Origin of the sequence: Nonomuraea sp. KM90, assembly GCF_052246675.1 — a bacterium.
GTDB lineage: Bacteria > Actinomycetota > Actinomycetes > Streptosporangiales > Streptosporangiaceae > Nonomuraea.
Genome location: NZ_JBQQCB010000051.1, coordinates 50,994 through 69,854, shown reverse-complemented (window position 1 = coordinate 69,854; position 18,861 = coordinate 50,994). Strand labels below are relative to the sequence as shown.

The following is an 18,861-nucleotide window of genomic DNA, read 5'->3' as shown; positions in this document are numbered from 1 at the left end:
ATCACCCCGCGGTACGAGTCGGAGCCCGACCGGTCCGCGGCCGGCGAGGAGGAGGCCGCCCCGGCGGAGCTGGCCGCGTACGTCGTGATCGCGGGAGGCCGCCTGCAGCTGCGCAGCCGCGGCCGGATCCCCCTGGAGTGGCCCGTCAACCGGGTCAACGTGACACCCGCCGGGCCGAGCGCGGTCGAGCTGCGGGGCGGCGCCCTGCTCGGCGGGCATTTCCTCACCGGTGCGACCCTGCACCTCGTCACCCCCGAGGTGCGCAAGGCGTTCCTCACCGTCGTGGGGGCGGCGGAACCGGGGTCGCGCACGGTGGGCACCTCGGCGCCGGTCTCGCTGCGCGGGCTGGGCGGCGCGGGGACGATCAAGGCGGACTGCGTGCTGAGCGAGCACGCCCTGGAGTTCCAGGCGCCGGACACGCAGCGCGTGCTCGCCCGCTTCGACCTCGGCGACCGGCAGTTGCGGATCGCCGGGACCGCCGAGCGGTTCGTCGTGTTCAGCCCGGCACACGGGCCCGTGACGGTGGAGTGCGCCTCCGAGGTGTTCGGGCGCCGGCTGCACCAGAACGCGGAGCTGCGGGCAGCCGCCGGGCGCACGCTCGGCTCGGGGGTGCTGCCCGCCGAGCTGGCCGACGGGCGGCCGGTCGCGTGCGCGTTCGCGCCCGACGGCATGCGGGTGAAGGGCAGCGGGGTCAACGTCCGGATCCCGTACGAGGCGATCAGGAGCGTCGAGGGGCGGCCGGAGCCGCGGCGGGCGGAGCTGCGGCTGACCAGCGAGCGTACCGACCTCAGGGTCGTCGCGCAGCCCGAGCTCGTGCAGGCGCTGCACACCGAGGTCAGGGCGTGGGCCAACGCGTGCGCGGGCGCGGGCGCGGCGCAGGTGCCCGGCATGTTGCGGGCCGCCGTCGGGCTGGAGGAGGACTACCTGCTCTACACCGTGTTCGGCCCGTTCTACGAGCTGCACGCGGCGCTGCTCGGCGACGCCGGCGCGGACGGCCTGTCCGAGCCCGTCACGCTGCCGGGGAGCGGCGACGAACGCGCCCGCGTCGCCGCCGTGCTGCAGGTCGGGTTGGGAGAGCTGCAGTCGCACCTCGACCAGGTCGTCTCCGTGTTGCCGGCCTTCCTGCGGCACCGGGACGCGCTGCTCCTCGCGGCGGTCACCGGCGGCGCCGAGCCGGGCTGGCTGAAGGCGGGGGAGCCGAAGCTGCGGGCCGCGCTCGCCCCGGCGCAGCGGGCCGCCACCGAGACCGGGCAGCTCGCCGTGCAGCTCTCCCGCGTGATGGACCTCGACCCCGACGCGCTGCCCAAGGTCAGCTACGCGGGGGCGGCGCTGTCGCTCGGGGCCGCGGCGCTGCTGAACCCGGTGTTCGCGGTGTCGGGCATCTCCCAGGCGTACTCGTCGCACGCCCAGGGCGAGCAGCGCAAGGCGCAGGTGACCGCACAGTCGGAGCGCGGGTGGGCGATGGTGCTGGACCGCTGGAACGCGCTGGTCTCCACCTCGCTGCCGGTGCTCGCGTACGTGCTGACTGAGAACGTGTTCGGCCTGCGCTGGGAGACCGCGCGGCGCATCGCCCAGGAGCTCGCCGCCGCCCCGGAGGCCGCGCGGCCGCCGGCGCTGCGCGCGGTGGCCCGCCGTCTGGCCGTCCTGGACGTGATGCGCCGCTACCCGGGCGGGTCCGGGGTGCGGCTGCGGCGCGGCGAGATCGCCGACCACCTGCGGGCCGCCCGCGAGGCCGTACGGACGCCGCGCTTCCTCGACTTCTGATACCGGAGGCCCTGCTCATGGCGCTCTTCACCAGTCAGTTCGATCGGGTTCGCGAGGAGTCGCGGGCCTATGCCGGGGAGGCGTCGGAGTCCCGGTTCCGGGTCCCGGCCGCCGTCGCCGTGGCGGGCGGGGCCGCCTTCGTGACCGCCACCGACCCGACGGCGACCGAGAGCGGCGGGTGGGGGGAGGGATGGGACCAGGGGTGGGACGCTGGGGCGGGTGCGGCGGCCGGGCCCGGGGCCGAGCCGGTCCCGGACGACGGCGGTGGCGCGTGGTCGCACCACGGGGACTACACGGGCGCATCAGTCGGCGGGGACGGCGACTTCTTCTACTTCATCGACGGCGACAGCAGCCTGACCATCGGCTGAGCCCGGAACGGGGACGGCGGCTGGCGCTGAGCGGGACGGCGGCCGGGCTGCCTCCCCCGGCTCTGGACGGGACGGCGGCTCGATCGTCGGGTGACGGCTACGCGGCGTCGGCGATGAGGGCGGCGATCGTCTGCGCGGTGCCGAAGTCGGCGGCCAGCCGGTTCTTGGTCACCGCGAACGCCACCCCGGTGGCGGTGTCGGCGCCGGCGTAGCTGCCGCCGCTGCCCGCCCAGCCGAACACCGTCGGGGTGTCGTCCGGATCCGTGCCCAGACGGCCGACGGCGTAGCCGTTCGACAGCACCGCCCGGTTGCCGAACACCCGGTCCACGCCGTCCACGACCGGCGCGGTCACCTCGCGGAGCCGGTCGGGCGAGATCAGCCGTACCCCGTCCACCGGGCCGAGGAGCGCCGCGTACATGCGGGCCGCGGCGCGGGCGGTGAGCTGCCCACCCGCGGGGATCGCCGCCGACAGCACATCGGCGCGGTTGCCGAAGGCCGCCGTCGGCCGCACGCCCCGCGGCGCGACCGCGAGGGCCGGGGAGCCCTCGGGCGCCTCGGCGAAGCCGGGCACGTCCTCCAGCCGCGCGAGCCGGCCCAGCTCGGCCTCCGGCACCCCGAGGAACAGCTCGCCCGCCACCCCCAGCGGGGCGGCGACCTCCTCCCTGAGCACCTGGGAGACCGGTGTGCCGGTGACCCGGCGGACGATCTCGCCGACGATGTGGCCGAAGGTGTAGGAGTGGTAGCCGGTCGCCGTGCCCGGCTCCCACCACGGCCGGGCGGCGGCGATCAGCGCGCACGTCTTCTCCCAGTCGCACAGGTCCTCCGGGGTGAGGTCCGCCGGCAGCCCCGGCACGCCCGTCGAGTGCGTGAGCGCGTCCCGTACCGTGGCCGTGTCCTTGCCGTGCGCCCCGAACTCCGGCCAGATCCGCGCGATCGGCGTGTCGTAGCCGAGGGCGCCGCGCTCGGCGAGCACGTGTACGACCGTCGCCGTCAGCCCCTTGCCCGCCGAGAAGGCGTGGAACGGGGTGCCCGGGGTGACCGGCCGGTCGGTGGCGGGGTCGGCGAGCCCCGCCACGACGTCGGCGACCAGCTCACCGTGCCGGTAGACGGCGATCTGCAGGCCCCGCTCTGCCCCGGAACGCACCAGTTCGTCGGCCACGTCCTGGAGCCGCCCCTGCAAGCCGTTCACCATGGTCCCTCCTCAGCTGTCGCGTCCCTTGAGTAGACCGCCGCGGCGGACGGGAGTCATCGCCTCTCCCGAGGTTGTTGTCACCGGCTTGTAAGAACTCGCGGGGGAGATCGCTCTACGCTCGGCGGTATGACAGGTATGAGGTCGATGCGAGCGGCTGCCGTGCTGGTGGCGGGGGTCTTATTGGTCGCCGCGTGCGGTGGCGCGGGACAGGGCGTCGCCGGGGAGGCCACCTCCGGGCAGGAGGGAGCCTCCGGCGCGGCCTCACCACCCGCCTCATCCCCACCCGCCTCCTCCCCACCCGCCTCCGCATCGGCGTCGCCGTCATCGGGGACGGCGAGCGCGGCCGCCGTGGTGCCCGCCGCGCTGAAGTTCTCCGCGAAGACGCTGGACGGCCAGGGGTTCGAGGGGGCGAGCCTGGCGGGTCGGCCGGTGGTCTTCTGGTTCTGGGCGCCCTGGTGCCCGAAGTGCCGCTCGGAGGCGCCCGCGGTGAAGGCCGCCGCCGCCCGATACGGTGAGGTGGCGTTCGTCGGCGTGGCGGGGCTGGACACCGAGCCGGCGATGAAGGAGTTCGTCCAGACCACCGGGACCGGCGGCGGCGGCATCGTGCACCTGTCCGACGCCAAGGGCGCGGTGTGGACGAAGCTGGGCGTCAGCGCACAGTCCACGTTCGTGTTCATGAAGCCGGACGGCTCCACGCGGAAGGCCACGGGTCCGCTCGATCAGGCCAAGCTGGACGAGCACCTCCGCGCGCTCCTCGGCCGATAGCGCAGCCGTGTTCGCCTCCGAGCTGCCGCTCGCCCTCGCGCTCACCGCCGGCACCGTGGCCGCCTTCAACCCGTGCGGCTTCGCCATGCTGCCGGCCTACCTCACCCTCCTCATCAACGACACCGGCGGCACCCGCCCGGTGATCCGGGCGCTGGTCCTGTCCGGGGCGATGACCGCCGGATTCGTCACCGTCTTCGGGCTGTTCGGGGTGGTGGTCACCGCGCTGGCCGTCTCGGTGGGGGCCTACCTGCCGTGGGCGACCCTGGTCATCGGGGTGCTGCTGGTCGGGCTCGGCGTCTGGCTGCTGTCCGGGCGCGAGTTGCTGCTCCGCGTACCGGGGCTGGCCACCGGCCGGCCCACCGCCGCGCCGCTCTCCCTGTACGGCTACGGGCTGTCGTACGCGCTGGCCTCCCTGTCCTGCACGGTCGGGCCGTTCCTCGCGGTCACCTCGGCCTCCCTGTCCGGTGGCGGGGTGCTCGGCGGCGCGGCCGCCTTCGCCGCGTACGCGCTCGGCATGGGCCTGGTCGTCGCCGCGCTCTCCCTGGCGGTGGCGCTCGCCCGCGCCGCCGCGGTGGCCAGGCTGCGGCGGCTCCTCCCGTACGTCTCCCGGGTCGGCGGCGCCCTGCTCGTGCTCGCCGGCCTGTACGTGGCCTACTACGGGTGGTACGAGCTGCGCGTCTTCTCGGGCGGCACCACGGACGACCCCGTCGTGGGTGCGGTGACGGTGGCCCAGACCGCCGTCGTCGGCTGGCTGTCGGGGCTCGGCGCGGGCTGGCTCGTGGCCGTCGCCGCCCTGCTGACCCTCGCCGCGCTCACCCTGCACCGAGCCCGCCGCCGCAACCGCACACCCGGGTGAGCCCCCCACCCCGCGCCCTGGCTCCATGGGCCCGGCCGCGAGCCCGGTGGGTTCAGCGGCCGGTCTGGGCGTGTCGGGTGCGGGCGGTGATCAGGAAGGCGAGCTCGGTCCACGGGCCTCTGGGCGAGTCCGCGTACGCTTCTCGGCCGAGTGGCAGCGCCCGTGGCGGAACGGGACGCTGCCCGCCGCGCGCCCGGACAGGGCCGCCGAACGCCTGGCCCGCCTCGGCGTGCCGATCCTGCTGCTGCACGGCCGGCAGGACATGACGTTCCCGGCGTCGCTGGCCGAGGAGGCCGCCGAGCTGATCCCCTCGGCCCGGGCCGAGGTTCTCGACGAGGCGGGGCACATGGCGCACGTCGACCAGCCCGTTCGCTGGCTGGAGGCCGTGTCCGGGTTCCTGGACCGAGGAACGGCGCGGTACTTCCGCAAGAGGGGCGGAAGAGGGCAAGCTCCAAGATAGGCGCCCGGATCCCCGCACCCTTGGAGGAACAGCGAGCATGACGAACGCACTGCCGGTCACCCTGGACGACGTTCACGACGCCGCCGCGCGGCTCAAGGGCGTCGCCCACCGTACGCCCGTCCTGCGCTCCCGCACCCTGGACGCCCTCGTGGGCGCCGAGGTCTTCCTCAAGTGCGAGAACTTCCAGCGCATCGGGGCGTTCAAGTTCCGCGGCGCCTACAACGCCGTCTCCCGGCTCTCGGCGGAGCAGCTGGGCAGGGGCATCGCGGCGTACTCGTCCGGCAACCACGCCCAGGCGGTCGCGCTGGCCGCGCGCGAGCTGGGCAGCACCGCGGTGATCGTCATGCCCGAGGACGCCCCGCGCTCCAAGCGGGAGGCCACCGCCGGCTACGGCGCGGAGGTCGTCACGTACGACCGCTACACCGGCGACCGGGTGGCCATCGGCGAGGCGCTGGCGGCCGAGCGCGGCCTGACGCTCATCCCCCCGTACGAGCACCCGCACGTCATCGCCGGCCAGGGCACCGCCGCGCTGGAGCTCATCGAGGAGGTCGGCGACCTGGACGCGGTGCTCGTGCCCATCGGCGGCGGCGGGCTCATCGCGGGCAGCGCCACCGCGGCCAAGGGGACGCTGCCCGGGATCCGGGTGATCGGGGTGGAGCCGGAGGCGGGCGACGACACCAAGCGGTCGCTGAGCGCGGGGGAGCGGGTGTCCATCCCCATCCCGCGGACGATCGCCGACGGCCAGGCGGCCGAGATCCCCGGCGAGCTGACGTTCTCCATCAACAGGCACCTGGTCGACGACGTCGCCCTGGTGAGTGACGACGACATCCGGGCGGCGATGCGGCTGGCCTTCGAACGCATGAAGGTCGTCATGGAGCCCAGCGGTGCGACTCCGCTGGCCGCGCTGCTGGCCGGGCGGGTGGAGGACGTGCCGCGGCGGATCGGGCTGATCGTCTCCGGCGGCAACGTCGACGCGCGGCGCTTCGCCGAGCTGTGCGCGACCGACTGACCCCGTCGCGTCGGGCGCGTGGTGGGCGAGGGCTACTGTCGGGTGGCGGCCGTCCAGGCGGCGATCTGGGCACGGGAGTTGACGCCGAGCTTGTTCATGATCGCGCGTACGTGGCTGTCCACCGTGTGCTCCGAGATGAACAGCCGGGCCCCGATCTGCTTGTTGCTGAGCCCCTCCGCGACCAGCCGGGCGACCTCCGCCTCCCGCCGGCCGAGCGGCGCCGGGCCCGTTTCCGCGGATTCGGCGGCGGCGGCCGGGTCGGGCTCGCCGAGCGCCAGAGCGATCGCGGCGTCCCGGCTCAGGCGCCGCCCGGCCGCGAACTGGTCCTCGAACCCGGCCGCCCCCAGCGCCGCCCTGGCCGTCTCCTCGGCCCGGGCCAGCAGCGGCGCGAGGTACGGCAGGACACCGGCCCCGGCCCCCGCGCGTACGGTCTCCGCCGCCCCCAGCAGCCGCGCGGCCGGCTGTGCCCGCCCCGAGCCCGCGGCGTGGCAGCCCAGGGCGTCGAGCAGGACGTACTGCCCCACCCGGTCGTCGATCCGGTACGCGATCCGCAACGCCTCGGTCAGCAGCGGCTCGGCCTCGTCGAGCGCTCCGGCGATCAGCCTGGCCGAGCCCAGGTTCAGCAGCATCATGTCGAGGCTGTAGAGGTCGCCGCTCTCCCGGCCGAGGCGCACGCCCTCCGACGCCGCCGCGACGACCGCGTCGAGATCGCCCTGGAAGAGGCCGTTGAGCGCGCGTGACTGCAGGTACATGAGGCGGGCCTGGTCGTCGTCGATCCCCTCGGTGACGGCCCTGGCCTCCTCGCCCAGGCGCGCGGCCGACGGATGATCCCCCGCCATGCTCGCCGCCATCGACGCCAGGGACAGCGACTGCGACAGGACGGCCGGCAGCCCCGCCTCCCTGGCGATGGTGACCGCCTCCGCCAGCGCCGGCCCCGCGCCGGCCGGGTCGGACTGCAGCACCGCCAGGAAACCCCGCATGAACAGCGCGTACGCCCGCCCCTCGGGACCGCTGTCCCCGCACGCGAGCAGCTCGCCGAGCCACCGGACGCCCTCGTTGAGCGCGCGCGTGATCCAGTAGTAGCCGACGGTGTACGCCAGGGCCGTCCCGCGTGACGCGTCCCGCCGGGTCACGCATCCCCGCAGGACCGCCCGGACGTTGTCGATCTCCAGGTCCATCCAGTCGAGCCACTCGGCCAGCCGCTGCCGGACCCGCGGCCCGGACCCCAGGCAGCGGGCGAGGTAGTAGCCGGTGAACCGGCGGTCGAGGGCCTCCTCCTCGCCCGCCTCCCGGAGCTTGAGCGCGGCGTACTCGCGCATCGTCTCGTGCAGCCGGTAGCAGGCCAGGCCGCCGGCGTCCTCCTTCAGCACCAGGGACCTGTCGACGAGCGAGGCCACCAGGTCCAGCGTGCGGCCCGCCGGGGCGTCCCCGTACGCGCAGACCGCTTCGACGTCCTCCAGCGTGAACCTGCCCGCGAACGCGCACAGCCGCCGCAGCAGCGCCTGCTCGTCCGCCGCCAGCAGGTCGTGGCTCCAGTCGACGGTGGTACGCAGCGTCTGGTGGCGCGGGAGCGCGGCCCGGCCGCCCCCGGTGAGCAGCCCGAACCGGTCGGACAGGCGGTCGAGGATCTGCTCGGCGGTGAGCACCCGCGTCCTGACGGCCGCCAGCTCGATCGCCAGCGGCAGGCCGTCGAGGCGGCGGCACAGGTCGGCCACGGCCGCCTGGTTCGCCGCCGTCAGCTCGAACGTGCCCGACCCGGCGGCGGCCCGCTCCGTGAACAGCCTGACCGCCTCGTTCTGCCGCAGCTTCGCGAGGGGCACGCGGGCGTGCGGCGCGGGCAGGTCGAGCGGCGGCACGGGCACGACGTGCTCGCCGGGCGCCGACAGGGGCTCCCGGCTGGTGGCGATCACGCGCACGCCGGGGGCCGCCCGCATGAGGTCCGCGACGAGCGGCGCGGTGACCGCGAGCAGGTGCTCGCAGTTGTCGACGACCAGCAGCGCCCTCTTGTCCCGCAGGTACGACCGCAGCCGCGCGGCCGGTTCGGTGGCCGCCTGGTCACGCAGGTCCAGGGCCGCCATGACCGCGTCGGCGACCAGCGTGGGATCGCGTACCTCGGCCAGCTCGACCAGCCACGCGCCGTCCGGGAACCCGCGCCCGAGATCGCCGGCCAGCCGCAGCGCGAGGCGCGTCTTGCCGACCCCGCCCGGGCCGACGAGGCTGACCAGCCGGGCCTCGGTCAGCTTCCTCCTGACGGCCGCGAGCTCGCGGCGGCGGCCGACGAAGCTGGTCGCCTCAGCCGGCAGGTTGCCCGGGCGGCGCGGGGGTCTGGCCATGGTGGCTCGGACACTACTACCGCCAATCACGAATTCACGTGATTTCGCCGCCCGGGGGCGCGGCCGCAGTCTGGGGGCAGTGCTCGGCGAATTCGAGGGGGCGCCATGAAGGCAATCCGCTACCACGCTTACGGGCCGCCGGACGTCCTCCGGCTCGAGGACGTGGACATGCCCGCCGTCGGGGACGACGACGTGCTGATCCGCGTACGGGCGGCCTCGGTCAACCCGCTCGACTGGCACATCATGCGCGGGAAGCCCTATATCACCCGCCTGCAGAACGGCCTGACCCGGCCCAGGTCCGGCGCCCTGGGCGGCGACCTGGCGGGCAGCGTCGAGGCGGTGGGCCGGAACGTCACCAGGTTCCGTCCCGGGGACGAGGTGTACGGCGGCTGCGGGTTGTATCTCGTGCCGGGCACGACGGGCTTCGCCGAGTACGCCTGCCTGCGCCAGGACGCCATGGTGCACAGGATGCCGGCCGGCCTGACGTTCGAGCAGGCGGCGGCCATGCCGGTGGCGGGGGTCTGCTCGGTGCAGGCGGTGCGCGACAAGGCCGGGGTGCGGGCGGGCCACCGGGTCCTGGTCAACGGGGCGGCGGGCGGGCTGGGGACGTTCTCGGTGCAGGTCGCCAAGGCGCTGGGCGCGGAGGTGACCGGGGTGTGCAGCACGCGGAACGTGGAGCTGGTCCGCTCGATCGGGGCCGACCACGTCATCGACTACACCAAGGAGGACTACACCCGTACCGGGAGGCGGTACGACGTGGTGCTCGACATGGTGGCGAACCGCCGGTTCACCGCGAACCGGCGCGTTCTCACCCGCAGGGGCGTGTTCGTGGAGTGCGCGCCGTCCAAGGGGGAGTGGCTGGGGGCACCGCTCGGGCTGCTCCGGCTCTTCCTGCTGGCCCGGGTCGTGCCGCAGCAAATGGGGTTCCTCCTGTGCCGCAACAGCCAGGAGGACCTCGCCGTGCTGAACGGGCTCGTCGAGACGGGGAAGCTCATGCCGGTCATCGACCGGACGTACTCGCTGGACGAGACCGCGGAAGCCGTCCGCTATCTCGAACGGGGCCATGCGAGGGGCAAGGTCGTGGTCACCGTTTGAGCAGGTTGCGGTGGTAGGTCTGTTGGTTATGGGACAAAGGACGTTTTATCCGCCGATTGAGCCGTACGAGACCGGGCTGCTGGAGGTCGGCGACGGGAACGAGCTCTACTGGGAGATCTGCGGCAACCCGGACGGCAAACCCGCGGTCTTCCTGCACGGCGGGCCGGGCGGCGGGGTCCTGCCGGACCAGCGCAGGTTCTTCGACCCGGAGGCGTACCGGATCGTGCTCTTCGACCAGCGCAACTGCGGCCGCAGCCGGCCGCACGCCGGTGACCCCGGGGTGTCGCTGGCGGCCAACACGACCGCGCACCTGGTCGCGGACATCGAGCTGCTCAGGGAGCGGCTCGGGGTCGGACGGTGGCTGGTGTTCGGCGGGTCGTGGGGCAGCACGCTGGCCCTGGCGTACGCGCGGCGGCATCCGCGGCGGGTGAGCGAGCTCGTGCTGCGCGGCGTCTACCTGGCCAGGGCCGCCGACGAGCCGTGGGCGTTCACCCCCACGGGAGCGGCGCGGCTGTTCCCGGCGGAGTGGGCGGCCTTCCGCGACTTCGTGCCCGCCGAGGAGCGCGACGACCTCCTGCGGGCCTACCACCGCAGGCTGTTCGACCCGGACCCGGCGGTGCACGTCCCGGCGGCGCGGGCGTGGGCCGCCTGGGAGCTGTTGGCCAACTCGCTGCTGCCCGTCCCGCCGCCGCCGCTGGACGATCGGGACCTGGTGGCGTTCGCGCGGATCGAGGCGCACTACTTCGGCCAGGGCTGCTTCCTGGAGGACGGCGAGCTGCTCGACGTCGATCCGATCAGGCACCTCCCGTGCATGATCGTCAACGGGCGCTATGACATGAAGACGCCGCCGGAGGCCGCCTGGGACCTGCACCTGGCCTGGCCGGAGGCCGAGTTCCAGATCGTGGAGGACGCCGGGCACGCGGGCGCCGAGCCCGGCACGCTGCACCGGCTCATCGAGGCCACCGACCGCTTCCGGGACTGAGCGCCCTGGAGCGCGGCGAACACCACGGTGGCCGGCCGTTCCGGGTCCGCGCCGGGACGAGCCGGGAGCGGCAGGCCCGCATGCTCCGGCGGCGGCTTCGTCACCGGAGCGGGGATCGTGGTGGACGGCGGCGTGGTCGCGGCCCTGCTCGCATGAGCGGGGTCAGTTCCAGTGGTCGCGTTCCGGCAGGCGCAGCCAGGTGTCGGGCGGGCCGGTGATCGCGCGGGCCTCGGTCAGCCGCAGGCCCGCGTAGGCGCAGGCGTAGGCCACCGCGTTGTACTTGTAGAGGTAGGAGAGCAGGACCTCCTGGGCGCCGTCGTCCTCCCAGGGGGCGCCGCCCGGATGCAGGTCCCAGCCGACGATCTCGCCGTCGCGGACGATGCTGCCCTGGTTGCCGCTCTTGGGGTTGGCGTACATGCCGTAGCAGACGGTGCCCGCGGACAGGTGCCTGGTCGCGCCGGGAGCCTGCGGAACGTACCCCCAGGGCTGCGTGACGACGCAGCCGCCGGGCACGTCGGTGACGCCGACGAAGCGCAGGCTCTCGTCGTCGAAGGGGTCGATCCGGTCGAGGAACTCCTCGGGATCGACGTCCTCGACCGTCGCCTCCAGGCGCCGGGTCGCCTCTGCCGCGCTGATCCCGGCCACGCAGGCCAGCCCCACGCCGTCGTAGTAGTGAGAGCCCAGCGCCGCCGTGAGCCGCTTCGCCTCCGCCACCGCGGCGGCCTCGCCCTCCGTCAGCCCGTCCGTCCCGGCGGGGAGCTCGAACAGGCCGGGCTCCGGTCCGGCCAGGCTGAGGCGCCCGGGCGACCAGCCGCTCATCATCGGCCGCCACGGGTCGGCCCCGGCGGCCACCAGGGCGCGGGCGTGGTCGTGGTTGCCCTCGTACACGGCGACCCAGAGCGCGGTACGGCCCTCCTCCTCGGCGTCGACGTCCGCCACCCGACCGGCCAGCTCCGCGACCTCCTCGGCCGAGCCCTCCTCCGCTGCCGTGTGCAACGCCAGCACCTCGTCGTCCTCCATACCGGTGACTCCCCTCAAAGACGGCCTTCACAAAGACGGCACGAACGACACATCATGCACCGGCACGGTGGCGTACGTGAAGATCACGGGATCCGGTCGCCGCTGGTTCCCGCAGAATCAGCCGTCGGTCGCTGAGGGGTACGTGTTCGTCGATCCGGTGCCGCCCCCGAGGGAGGAGCCGGAGCGGTACCGCGTCACCGTCGTGCTGCGGTGCACGGACAGGCGGTCAGGAGGTCGGCGTAGGGGTGACGGTCATTGTCGGGGCGGCGGACGGTGTCGGGGTGCCGGTCGGCGGCCGGCCGGGCCGGTGGTCGTGGTGCCGGTGGTCGCCCTTGCCGTCCCGGCCCCACCCCTTGCGCATGGTGGCGTCGCGGATCGAGACGGCGGTGGCCGTGCCGCCCTCCACCTTCGCCATGACCATGACCTTCTGCCCGGCCTTCACCGCGTCGATGCCCTCGCCGCCGCGGTTGATCCGGGTGTCGCCGGTGACCGCGTACTCCTTGGTGTAGCCGTCCTCGCTCCTGACCGTGATCGAGTCCTGGTCCACCGCCGTGACGTCGCCGTACTGGGTGGCGACCGTCACGTACCTGCCCTCGACGTCGGGTACGACGAACTCGCCGTGCAGGGCACGGCCCATCCGGTGACCGCCCCAGCCCCGTCCGGGCGGCGTCGTGCTGGACGGGCTCGCCGACGGTGTGGTGGTGTCGCCGGCCGTGGGCGTCGGGGCCGGCGTGGGTGAGAACACCGAGGCGGCGGCGACGCCGGCGCCCGTGACCGCGACGAGCGCGGCGGTGGCGACGAGCAGCAGGGAACGTGGGAAGCGGCGCCTGGGCGGCTCGTTCGACAGTGTTTCCTCGGTGCTGAATCCGTCCGGCCCAGGGGTCATCTCTGTTCCTCCCGATAGCTGCGCTATGGGAGAACAGTGCACCGAACCGCCTAAAACCTCCGTAAATCGCCCCGCCCAGGCCGGCGCGGCTCAGCCGGTCAGCTCGCCGATGAGCTTCTCGACGCGGGTGCGGATCTGGTCGCGGATCGCGCGGACGGCCTCGATGCCCTGGCCGGCCGGGTCGTCGAGCGTCCAGTCCTCGTAGCGCTTGCCGGGGAAGATCGGGCAGGCGTCGCCGCAGCCCATGGTGACGACCACGTCGGAGGCTTCGACGGCGTCGACGGTGAGGATCTTGGGTTGTGCGGTGGCGATGTCGATGCCGCTCTCGCGCATGGCCTCGACAGCGACCGGGTTGACCTGGTCGGCGGGCGCGGAGCCGGCCGAGCGGACCTCGACGCGGTCGCCGGCCAGGTGGGTGAGCCATCCGGCGGCCATCTGGGAGCGGCCTGCGTTGTGCACGCAGACGAACAGCACGCTGGGCTTGTCAGGCACGTACGGACTCCTTGGGCTGCTTGGTGAACAGGCGGCGGCCGGCCAGGCTGACGTAGACCAGGGCGACCAGGACGGGGACCTCGATGAGCGGGCCGACCACGCCGGCCAGGGCCTGGCCGGAGGTGACGCCGAAGACGCCGACGGCCACGGCGATGGCCAGCTCGAAGTTGTTGCCGGCGGCGGTGAAGGCCAGGGTGGTGGTGCGCTCGTAGGACAGGCCGATCGCGCGGCCGGCCAGGAACGAGCCGCCCCACATGACGAGGAAGTAGGCCAGCAGGGGCAGCGCGATGCGGGCCACGTCCAGGGGGCGCTCGCTGATGGTCTGGCCCTGCAGGGCGAACAGGATGACGATGGTGAACAGCAGCCCGTACAGGGCCAGCGGGCCGATCCTGGGCAGGAGGCGCTCCTCGTACCAGGTGCGGCCCTTGGCGCGTTCGCCCCAGGTGCGCGACAGGTAGCCGGCCAGCAGCGGGATGCCGAGGAAGATGAGCACGTACTGGGCGATGTCCCACATCGACACGTCCAGCGCGGCCTCGGGCAGGCCGAGCCAGCCGGGCAGCACCTGGAGGTAGAACCAGCCGAGCGCGCCGAACGCGACGACCTGGAAGATCGAGTTGATCGCGACCAGCACGGCGGCCGATTCGCGGTCGCCGCAGGCCAGGTCGTTCCAGATGAGCACCATGGCGATGCACCGGGCCAGGCCGACGATGATCAGGCCGGTGCGGTATTCGGGCAGGTCGGGTAGGAAGGTCCAGGCCAGCGCGAACATCAGCGCCGGGCCGGCGATCCAGTTCAGCAGCAGCGAGGAGATCAGCATGCGGCGGTCGCCGGTGACGGTGTCGAGCCGGTCGTAGCGGACCTTGGCCAGCACCGGGTACATCATCAGCAGCAGCCCGAGCGCGATCGGCAGCGAGATCTCGCCGATCTTCACCGCCTCCAGTGCCGTGTCCAGGCCCGGGACGAACCGGCCGAGCAGCAGTCCGGCGGCCATGGCCGCGCCGATCCACACCGGCAGGAACCGGTCGAGGACCGACAGCCGGCCCACCACGGCCGCGGAGATCCCGGGCGCCTGAGCGGTATCCGATGACATGTCAGACCGTGGCGGGGATGTTGAGCAGGGCCGACAGCTGGGTCATTCTCTCCGGCACCAGGCGGTAGTAGACCCACGAGCCGCGCCGCTCGTGGGTGAGCAGCCCGACGTCCCTGAGCACCTTGAGGTGGTGGCTGATCGTCGGCTGGGTCAGGTCGAAGGCGTCGCTGATGTCGCACACGCACACCTCGCCGCCGACGTGGCTGGCCACGATCGACAGGATGCGCAGCCGTACCGGATCGCCCAGAGCCTTGAAGGCGCGGGCGAGTTCGACGGCCTTGCCGGTGTCCAGTTGCTCGCGCACCAGCGGCGGGCTGCACTCCAGGATGCGCAGCGGCTCCACGTGACCCCCTGATATAGACGGTTGTCGAAGTCACGTCCATATTGACACACATCAATGAGTGCACGCCAATCGGCCCTCACCGGGATGAGAGCGCCGGCCGATCCTGCGGCTGGAGTCGGGCCGTCGCACGGGCTACTCGTCCGGCCCGCGCGGCGATCATCCGTCCCGGTTCGTGCCGCTCCCCGGAAGCCGGTCGTACGGCACCGCATGGCTCGTGCGGCCGTGGACGCCCGTGGTGGCGGTCGCGGTGAACAGGGAGTTGAGCAGCGCCTCCTCGACGGAGTCCATGACCGCCGTGAAGACGGGGTTCAGCAGGTCGTCGGGCAGGGTGGGGAGCCGGGGTGGCGCCGTGGTGAAGGCGATCGCGTAGTCGCCGCTGCCATGGGAGTACGACGCCCCCACCCGCCCCATCGCGAAGATCGCCCGGCGGGCGAGCCGCCCGAGCTGACGCGCGTCGAGCGGCGCGTCGGTGGCCACGACGATCATGCAGGAGTTGCCCGGCGGCTCCTCACGGACGGATCCGGGCACGAGCTCCTCCACCGGCATCGGGACACCCTGGACGGTCAGCACCCCGCCGAAGTTCGCCTGCACGAGCGCCCCGACCGTCACCGGAGCGCCGTCCACCACCTGCCGGCGGGAGGAGGTGCCGATGCCGGCCTTGTAGCCCAGGGCCGTCGTGCCGGTGCCCGCCCCCACGCATCCCTCCGCGGGCAGCCCGCCGGACGCCCCTTCCAGCGCGTCGAGCACGTGCCGTTCGGTGATCGGGCGGCGCCGGATGTCGGACAGGAAGCCGTCGTTCGTCTCTCCCACGACGGGGTTGACCGAGAGGCTGTCCGGATGGCGCTCCAACAGGTAGGTGACCAGCGCGTCCGCCGCCCGGAACGCCGACAGCGTGGCCGTCAGGACGATCGGTGACTCCAGGACGCCGAGCTCGTCGATCTGGGTCGAGCCGACGAGCTTGCCGTACCCGTTGCCCGTGTGCACGGCCGCCGGCAGCCCCCGCAGCGCGGTGGCCAGCTGCCGGGGAACGATGGCGGTGACCCCGGTGTGCAGGTCGGCGCCGTCGTCGAGGGTGGTGTGGCCCACCAGCACCCCCTCGACGTCGGTGATCGCGTTCAGCGGCCCGGTCGGCAGCGTGCCGACGACCACGCCCAGCGAGCGGGCCCGGACGCGCGGGCTCGGGTGGGTGCTCATCGCGTCCATACGCCGGCCGGGTGCTCGTCCGGCCGCAGCCACAGGTGCGGCTGGTGATCGTCGCCGTCGCCCTGCCAGGGGAAGGTGTTGTCCGGGGAGGGCCAGACGACCTGGAGGAACGGGAAGGGCGGCCGCCGGTAGAAGCCGATCGCCGTGCCGAAGAAGGTGTGATACCAGCGATGGTCGACCGCCTTGATCGCGACGGGGCGCTGGTCGATGATGTCCTGCCATTCCTGACCGGCCTTCAGCGCCTCACCGGCGATCACCTTGTCGCCCAGGGAGTTGAGGCAGGTCTGCATGTCGTGGATGTCCAGCCCGAACATGGCCAACTCGGGCGAGCGGTGGTGGTGCCACAACCCGATCGTGACGGCCCAGCCCGGCCCGTGCTCGTTACGGGGAATCATCGTGACCTGCCAGCCGTGCTCCTGCACCTTCCCGATCGTCAGCCGGGTGCGACGATCGAGCTCATCGGGCGGGTTGCAGAGGACGCAGTGGCATGCGGTCAGATCGACAGGCATGAGCGTGAGCGTACGGGATCTTCCGCCAGGGTCGCGCGGCACCTGTCCTGGCCGGTCAGTGCCAGTAGTCGCGTTCCGGGAGCCGCAGGTGCGTGTCCGGTTCGGCGATCGAGTGGGCGTCGGCCGGGCGCAGGCCGGCGCCGGCGAAGCAGTAGGCCTCCGCGTAGCCGTTGTACAGGTATTTGAGCAGGATCTCCGCGGCCGGATCGGCGCCGGAGACGTCGCCGCCGCCCGGGTGCGTGTCCCAGTCCGCGATCTCGCCGTCGCGGTAGACCCGGCCCTGGTTGCCGCTCTTGGGGTTGGCGTACATGCCGTAGGCGATCGTGCCCACGGACAACAGTTGCATGACGACGGGAGTGGCGGCCATGTATCCCATCCGCTGGCTGACGACGCAGCCGCCGGGCACGTCGGTGAAGCCGACGATCTGCATGGCCTCGTCGCCGAAGGGGTCGTCCATGATCTCTTCCAGCTCCTCTTCGTCGGCGGGTTCGGCGGCCAGGCGCCGTGCCGCCTCGGCGGCGCTGATGCCGCGTACGCACGTGAGGCTGAAACCGTCGTCCTCGATGTCGCCCAGCACGCCGGTCAGCCGGTCGGCCTCCTCGACGGCGGCCGTCTCGGCCTCGGTCAGGCCGGCGTGACCCGGAGGAAAGGGGAAGAACTGGCCGGGCGTGGGCCCCGCCAGGCTGAGCCGGCCCGGCGACCAGCCGTCCATCATGGGCCGCCACGGGTCGGCTCCGGCCGCGACCAGGGCACGGGCGTTGTCGGGCCGGTTGTTGAAGACCGCTTCCCACAGGGCGGTGCGGCCCTCGCACTCCGCGTCGACGTCATCGACCCGGCCCGCCAGCTCGGCGACCACCTCCGGCGAACCGCGCTCCGCCGCGGCGTGCAGCGGCCGCTCGAAGGCGTACGCGCCGGCATTCGGATCGGCGCCGGCGTCGAGCCTGGCACGGACAAGGGAGAGGTCCTCCCACGCATGCCATCCGAAATCGGACCATTCGGTGGGTGCGTTGGCGGTCATGACGGCTCCTTCAGGATCACGCGGGGGATGCGGGCGAGGCCATCATGGCGGAGGCCAACGACAATTCCGGTGGGCCGGGCCCGTCGCGCTCCTGCCGGCCGGCCTCTCACCGCCTTTCCAGGAAAGTCCGCGCCCGTGAACTATTACACGCACTACCATGAGGACGGCCGCAGGAGTGGTCTTGGCCCAGGCCCGGGAACCGCGCGTGCTGAATGCAGGACAGGTAATGGCTCAAGGACGCGTTGAATGCTGAATCTGCCCGTGGAGAATCAGTGGGACCTGGTCGTCAAGCATCGGATCCACAATGAATTCCACGGCCTGTGGATCGAGGGCGACGATCGGGAAGAGCTGTCCCGGCTGCTCCGGGTGGATCCGGACTGGCGCCTGGAGTGCGACCTCGAAACGGCTACGGACATGTTTCCCGGCGCGCCGGAGAAGACGGTGTGGATGGGCCCGCATGCGCCTGGTTGGACGCAGGTTCTCGCCTTCGGCCTGCTCCCGTACCATCTCGGTGTCATCAATCTGGGCCGGCGACGCGTCTTCCAGATCTATTGCCACGGAGAACTGGACAGGCTCGATCCGTTGTACCTCTACTACGACGGCGAACAACTGGGCCACGTCACTCCGCCGCACGACGAAGGCGGTTACCTGGAATTCCCGGAATATCGGCCGTTCGTGAACGGCCTCGCGCTCGGTACGGACGGAGATCTCGAACGCGACGCGCACCGGCTGTTGTGCATGGTGGGCCGAATCACCGGACGTTTCCTCGACCGGGAATGGTTCGCCGCGACTCGGACCCTTTATCGAATTCCCGACGGGATCTGGGAGGAAGCCTGGTGACCGGCCGGGCTCGTACGTCTCAGGCGTAGAGCGCGGCGATCTCGGCGAGCAGCCGGTCGCGGGCCACGCCGGCGGGGGCGACGCCGGTGAGTACGTAGGCGGCCAGCCCTTCGGCCAGGGCCACGAGGGCCAGGGCGGTGCCTGAGGCGTCCACGTCGGCGCGGACGCGGCCGGCCTGCTGGTCCCTGCGGAGGAGGTCGGCCATCTGGCGGTGGAAACCAGCGTACAGGATGCGCAGTCTGGCGGCGATGGTCTCCTCGGCGAAGCCGAGGGCGTGGAACGACTGGCGCACCCGCATGTGGGCTTCGGTGGTGGCGTCGTACGGGATGAGCTCGGTGAGCACGGTGGTGAGCACCAGGCGCGGGTCGGCCACGTCGAGGTCGGAGCCGACCTGCTGCCTGACGCGGATGGCGGACAGCTCGTTGCCGCGCTCGAAGGCGGCCTCGATGAGCTGCCGCTTGGCCGGGAAGTAGTGCTGCACGCGGCCGGGCGAGATGCCCGCCCGGGCGGCCACCGTGGTCAGGGACACGGCGCCCAGGCCGCGTTCGGCCACGACGGCGAGCACGGCGTCGGCGACCTCGTTGCGCCGCTCCGCATGGTGCGCCCCGGGCCCGCGGGTGCGTCTCCCCGTCACTT

At 73.0% G+C, this 18,861-nt stretch carries 20 protein-coding genes; 9 read left to right on the top strand and 11 right to left on the bottom strand.

Annotation, left to right across the window (positions count from 1 at the left end):
• A partial coding sequence (locus tag ACTWPW_RS36240) for a hypothetical protein (protein ID WP_443171302.1) occupies nt 1-1,764 on the top strand: 1,764 nt, incomplete at its 5' end.
• 17 nt (nt 1,765-1,781) lie between these two features.
• A complete protein-coding gene (locus ACTWPW_RS36235; protein WP_443171301.1) occupies nt 1,782-2,132 on the top strand; it encodes a hypothetical protein in 351 nt (116 codons plus the stop codon).
• A 97-nt stretch (nt 2,133-2,229) separates the two neighbouring features.
• Here the strand turns inward: ACTWPW_RS36235 and ACTWPW_RS36230 are convergent, their stop codons facing one another.
• Nucleotides 2,230-3,324 carry a serine hydrolase domain-containing protein gene (locus ACTWPW_RS36230; RefSeq protein ID WP_443171300.1) on the bottom strand — a complete coding sequence of 365 codons (1,095 nt, stop codon included), beginning with the start codon at nt 3,322-3,324 and terminating at the stop codon, nt 2,230-2,232.
• 126 nt (nt 3,325-3,450) lie between these two features.
• Between ACTWPW_RS36230 and ACTWPW_RS36225 the strand changes: the two genes are divergently transcribed.
• Genes ACTWPW_RS36225 through ACTWPW_RS36210 form a run of 4 tightly spaced genes read left to right on the top strand, consistent with a single transcriptional unit; the run spans nt 3,451 to nt 6,414 of the window.
• Nucleotides 3,451-4,089, top strand: a complete 639-nt coding sequence (locus ACTWPW_RS36225) for a redoxin domain-containing protein (protein WP_443171299.1) — start codon at nt 3,451-3,453, stop codon at nt 4,087-4,089.
• 7 nt (nt 4,090-4,096) lie between these two features.
• Nucleotides 4,097-4,945, top strand: coding sequence for a cytochrome c biogenesis CcdA family protein (locus tag ACTWPW_RS36220; RefSeq protein WP_443171298.1), 849 nt, complete (start codon nt 4,097-4,099; stop codon nt 4,943-4,945).
• A 25-nt stretch (nt 4,946-4,970) separates the two neighbouring features.
• Entirely contained in the window at nt 4,971-5,405 is a 435-nt protein-coding gene (locus ACTWPW_RS36215) for an alpha/beta fold hydrolase (RefSeq protein WP_443171297.1), read from the top strand.
• A gap of 37 nt (nt 5,406-5,442) precedes the next feature.
• Complete coding sequence (locus tag ACTWPW_RS36210) at nt 5,443-6,414, top strand: threo-3-hydroxy-L-aspartate ammonia-lyase (protein ID WP_375112937.1); 972 nt, start codon at nt 5,443-5,445, stop codon at nt 6,412-6,414.
• 32 nt (nt 6,415-6,446) lie between these two features.
• Here ACTWPW_RS36210 and ACTWPW_RS36205 read toward each other — a convergent pair whose 3' ends face one another.
• The gene (locus ACTWPW_RS36205; protein WP_443171296.1) at nt 6,447-8,747 is read right to left on the bottom strand and encodes an ATP-binding protein; all 2,301 of its coding nucleotides are present in this window, start codon (nt 8,745-8,747) and stop codon (nt 6,447-6,449) included.
• Between the two features lie 105 nt (nt 8,748-8,852).
• Here ACTWPW_RS36205 and ACTWPW_RS36200 point away from each other — a divergent pair, with 105 nt between their 5' ends.
• Both ACTWPW_RS36200 and pip read left to right on the top strand, forming a co-directional pair.
• Complete coding sequence (locus tag ACTWPW_RS36200) at nt 8,853-9,842, top strand: NAD(P)-dependent alcohol dehydrogenase (protein WP_375112939.1); 990 nt, start codon at nt 8,853-8,855, stop codon at nt 9,840-9,842.
• A 28-nt stretch (nt 9,843-9,870) separates the two neighbouring features.
• Entirely contained in the window at nt 9,871-10,824 is a 954-nt protein-coding gene (gene pip, locus ACTWPW_RS36195; protein WP_443171295.1) for a prolyl aminopeptidase, read from the top strand.
• Nucleotides 10,825-10,986: 162 nt separating this feature from the next.
• Here pip and ACTWPW_RS36190 read toward each other — a convergent pair whose 3' ends face one another.
• From ACTWPW_RS36190 to ACTWPW_RS36155, 8 genes are all read right to left on the bottom strand, one after another.
• A complete protein-coding gene (locus tag ACTWPW_RS36190; RefSeq protein WP_375112941.1) occupies nt 10,987-11,844 on the bottom strand; it encodes an ankyrin repeat domain-containing protein in 858 nt (285 codons plus the stop codon).
• 226 nt (nt 11,845-12,070) lie between these two features.
• Nucleotides 12,071-12,730 (bottom strand): hypothetical protein, encoded by a 660-nt coding sequence (locus ACTWPW_RS36185; protein ID WP_375112942.1) that lies wholly within the window; start codon nt 12,728-12,730, stop codon nt 12,071-12,073.
• A 90-nt stretch (nt 12,731-12,820) separates the two neighbouring features.
• Nucleotides 12,821-13,222 (bottom strand): arsenate reductase ArsC, encoded by a 402-nt coding sequence (locus ACTWPW_RS36180; RefSeq protein ID WP_443171294.1) that lies wholly within the window; start codon nt 13,220-13,222, stop codon nt 12,821-12,823.
• Nucleotides 13,215-14,312 carry an ACR3 family arsenite efflux transporter gene (gene arsB, locus ACTWPW_RS36175; RefSeq protein WP_443171293.1) on the bottom strand — a complete coding sequence of 366 codons (1,098 nt, stop codon included), beginning with the start codon at nt 14,310-14,312 and terminating at the stop codon, nt 13,215-13,217. The genes ACTWPW_RS36180 and arsB overlap by 8 nt, the downstream gene beginning before the upstream one ends.
• 1 nt (nt 14,313) lies before the next feature.
• Entirely contained in the window at nt 14,314-14,655 is a 342-nt protein-coding gene (locus ACTWPW_RS36170; protein ID WP_443171292.1) for an ArsR/SmtB family transcription factor, read from the bottom strand.
• Nucleotides 14,656-14,811: 156 nt separating this feature from the next.
• Nucleotides 14,812-15,849 (bottom strand): P1 family peptidase, encoded by a 1,038-nt coding sequence (locus ACTWPW_RS36165; RefSeq protein ID WP_443171291.1) that lies wholly within the window; start codon nt 15,847-15,849, stop codon nt 14,812-14,814.
• The gene (locus ACTWPW_RS36160; protein WP_443171290.1) at nt 15,846-16,367 is read right to left on the bottom strand and encodes a DUF4262 domain-containing protein; all 522 of its coding nucleotides are present in this window, start codon (nt 16,365-16,367) and stop codon (nt 15,846-15,848) included. The genes ACTWPW_RS36165 and ACTWPW_RS36160 overlap by 4 nt, the downstream gene beginning before the upstream one ends.
• 55 nt (nt 16,368-16,422) lie before the next feature.
• Complete coding sequence (locus ACTWPW_RS36155) at nt 16,423-17,385, bottom strand: ankyrin repeat domain-containing protein (protein ID WP_443171289.1); 963 nt, start codon at nt 17,383-17,385, stop codon at nt 16,423-16,425.
• A 246-nt stretch (nt 17,386-17,631) separates the two neighbouring features.
• Here ACTWPW_RS36155 and ACTWPW_RS36150 point away from each other — a divergent pair, with 246 nt between their 5' ends.
• Entirely contained in the window at nt 17,632-18,225 is a 594-nt protein-coding gene (locus ACTWPW_RS36150; protein ID WP_375112949.1) for a hypothetical protein, read from the top strand.
• A 19-nt stretch (nt 18,226-18,244) separates the two neighbouring features.
• Here the strand turns inward: ACTWPW_RS36150 and ACTWPW_RS36145 are convergent, their stop codons facing one another.
• Nucleotides 18,245-18,859: a TetR family transcriptional regulator C-terminal domain-containing protein gene (locus ACTWPW_RS36145; RefSeq protein ID WP_443171288.1), complete on the bottom strand. Its 615-nt coding sequence runs from the start codon at nt 18,857-18,859 to the stop codon at nt 18,245-18,247.
• Nucleotides 18,860-18,861 lie beyond the last annotated feature (2 nt).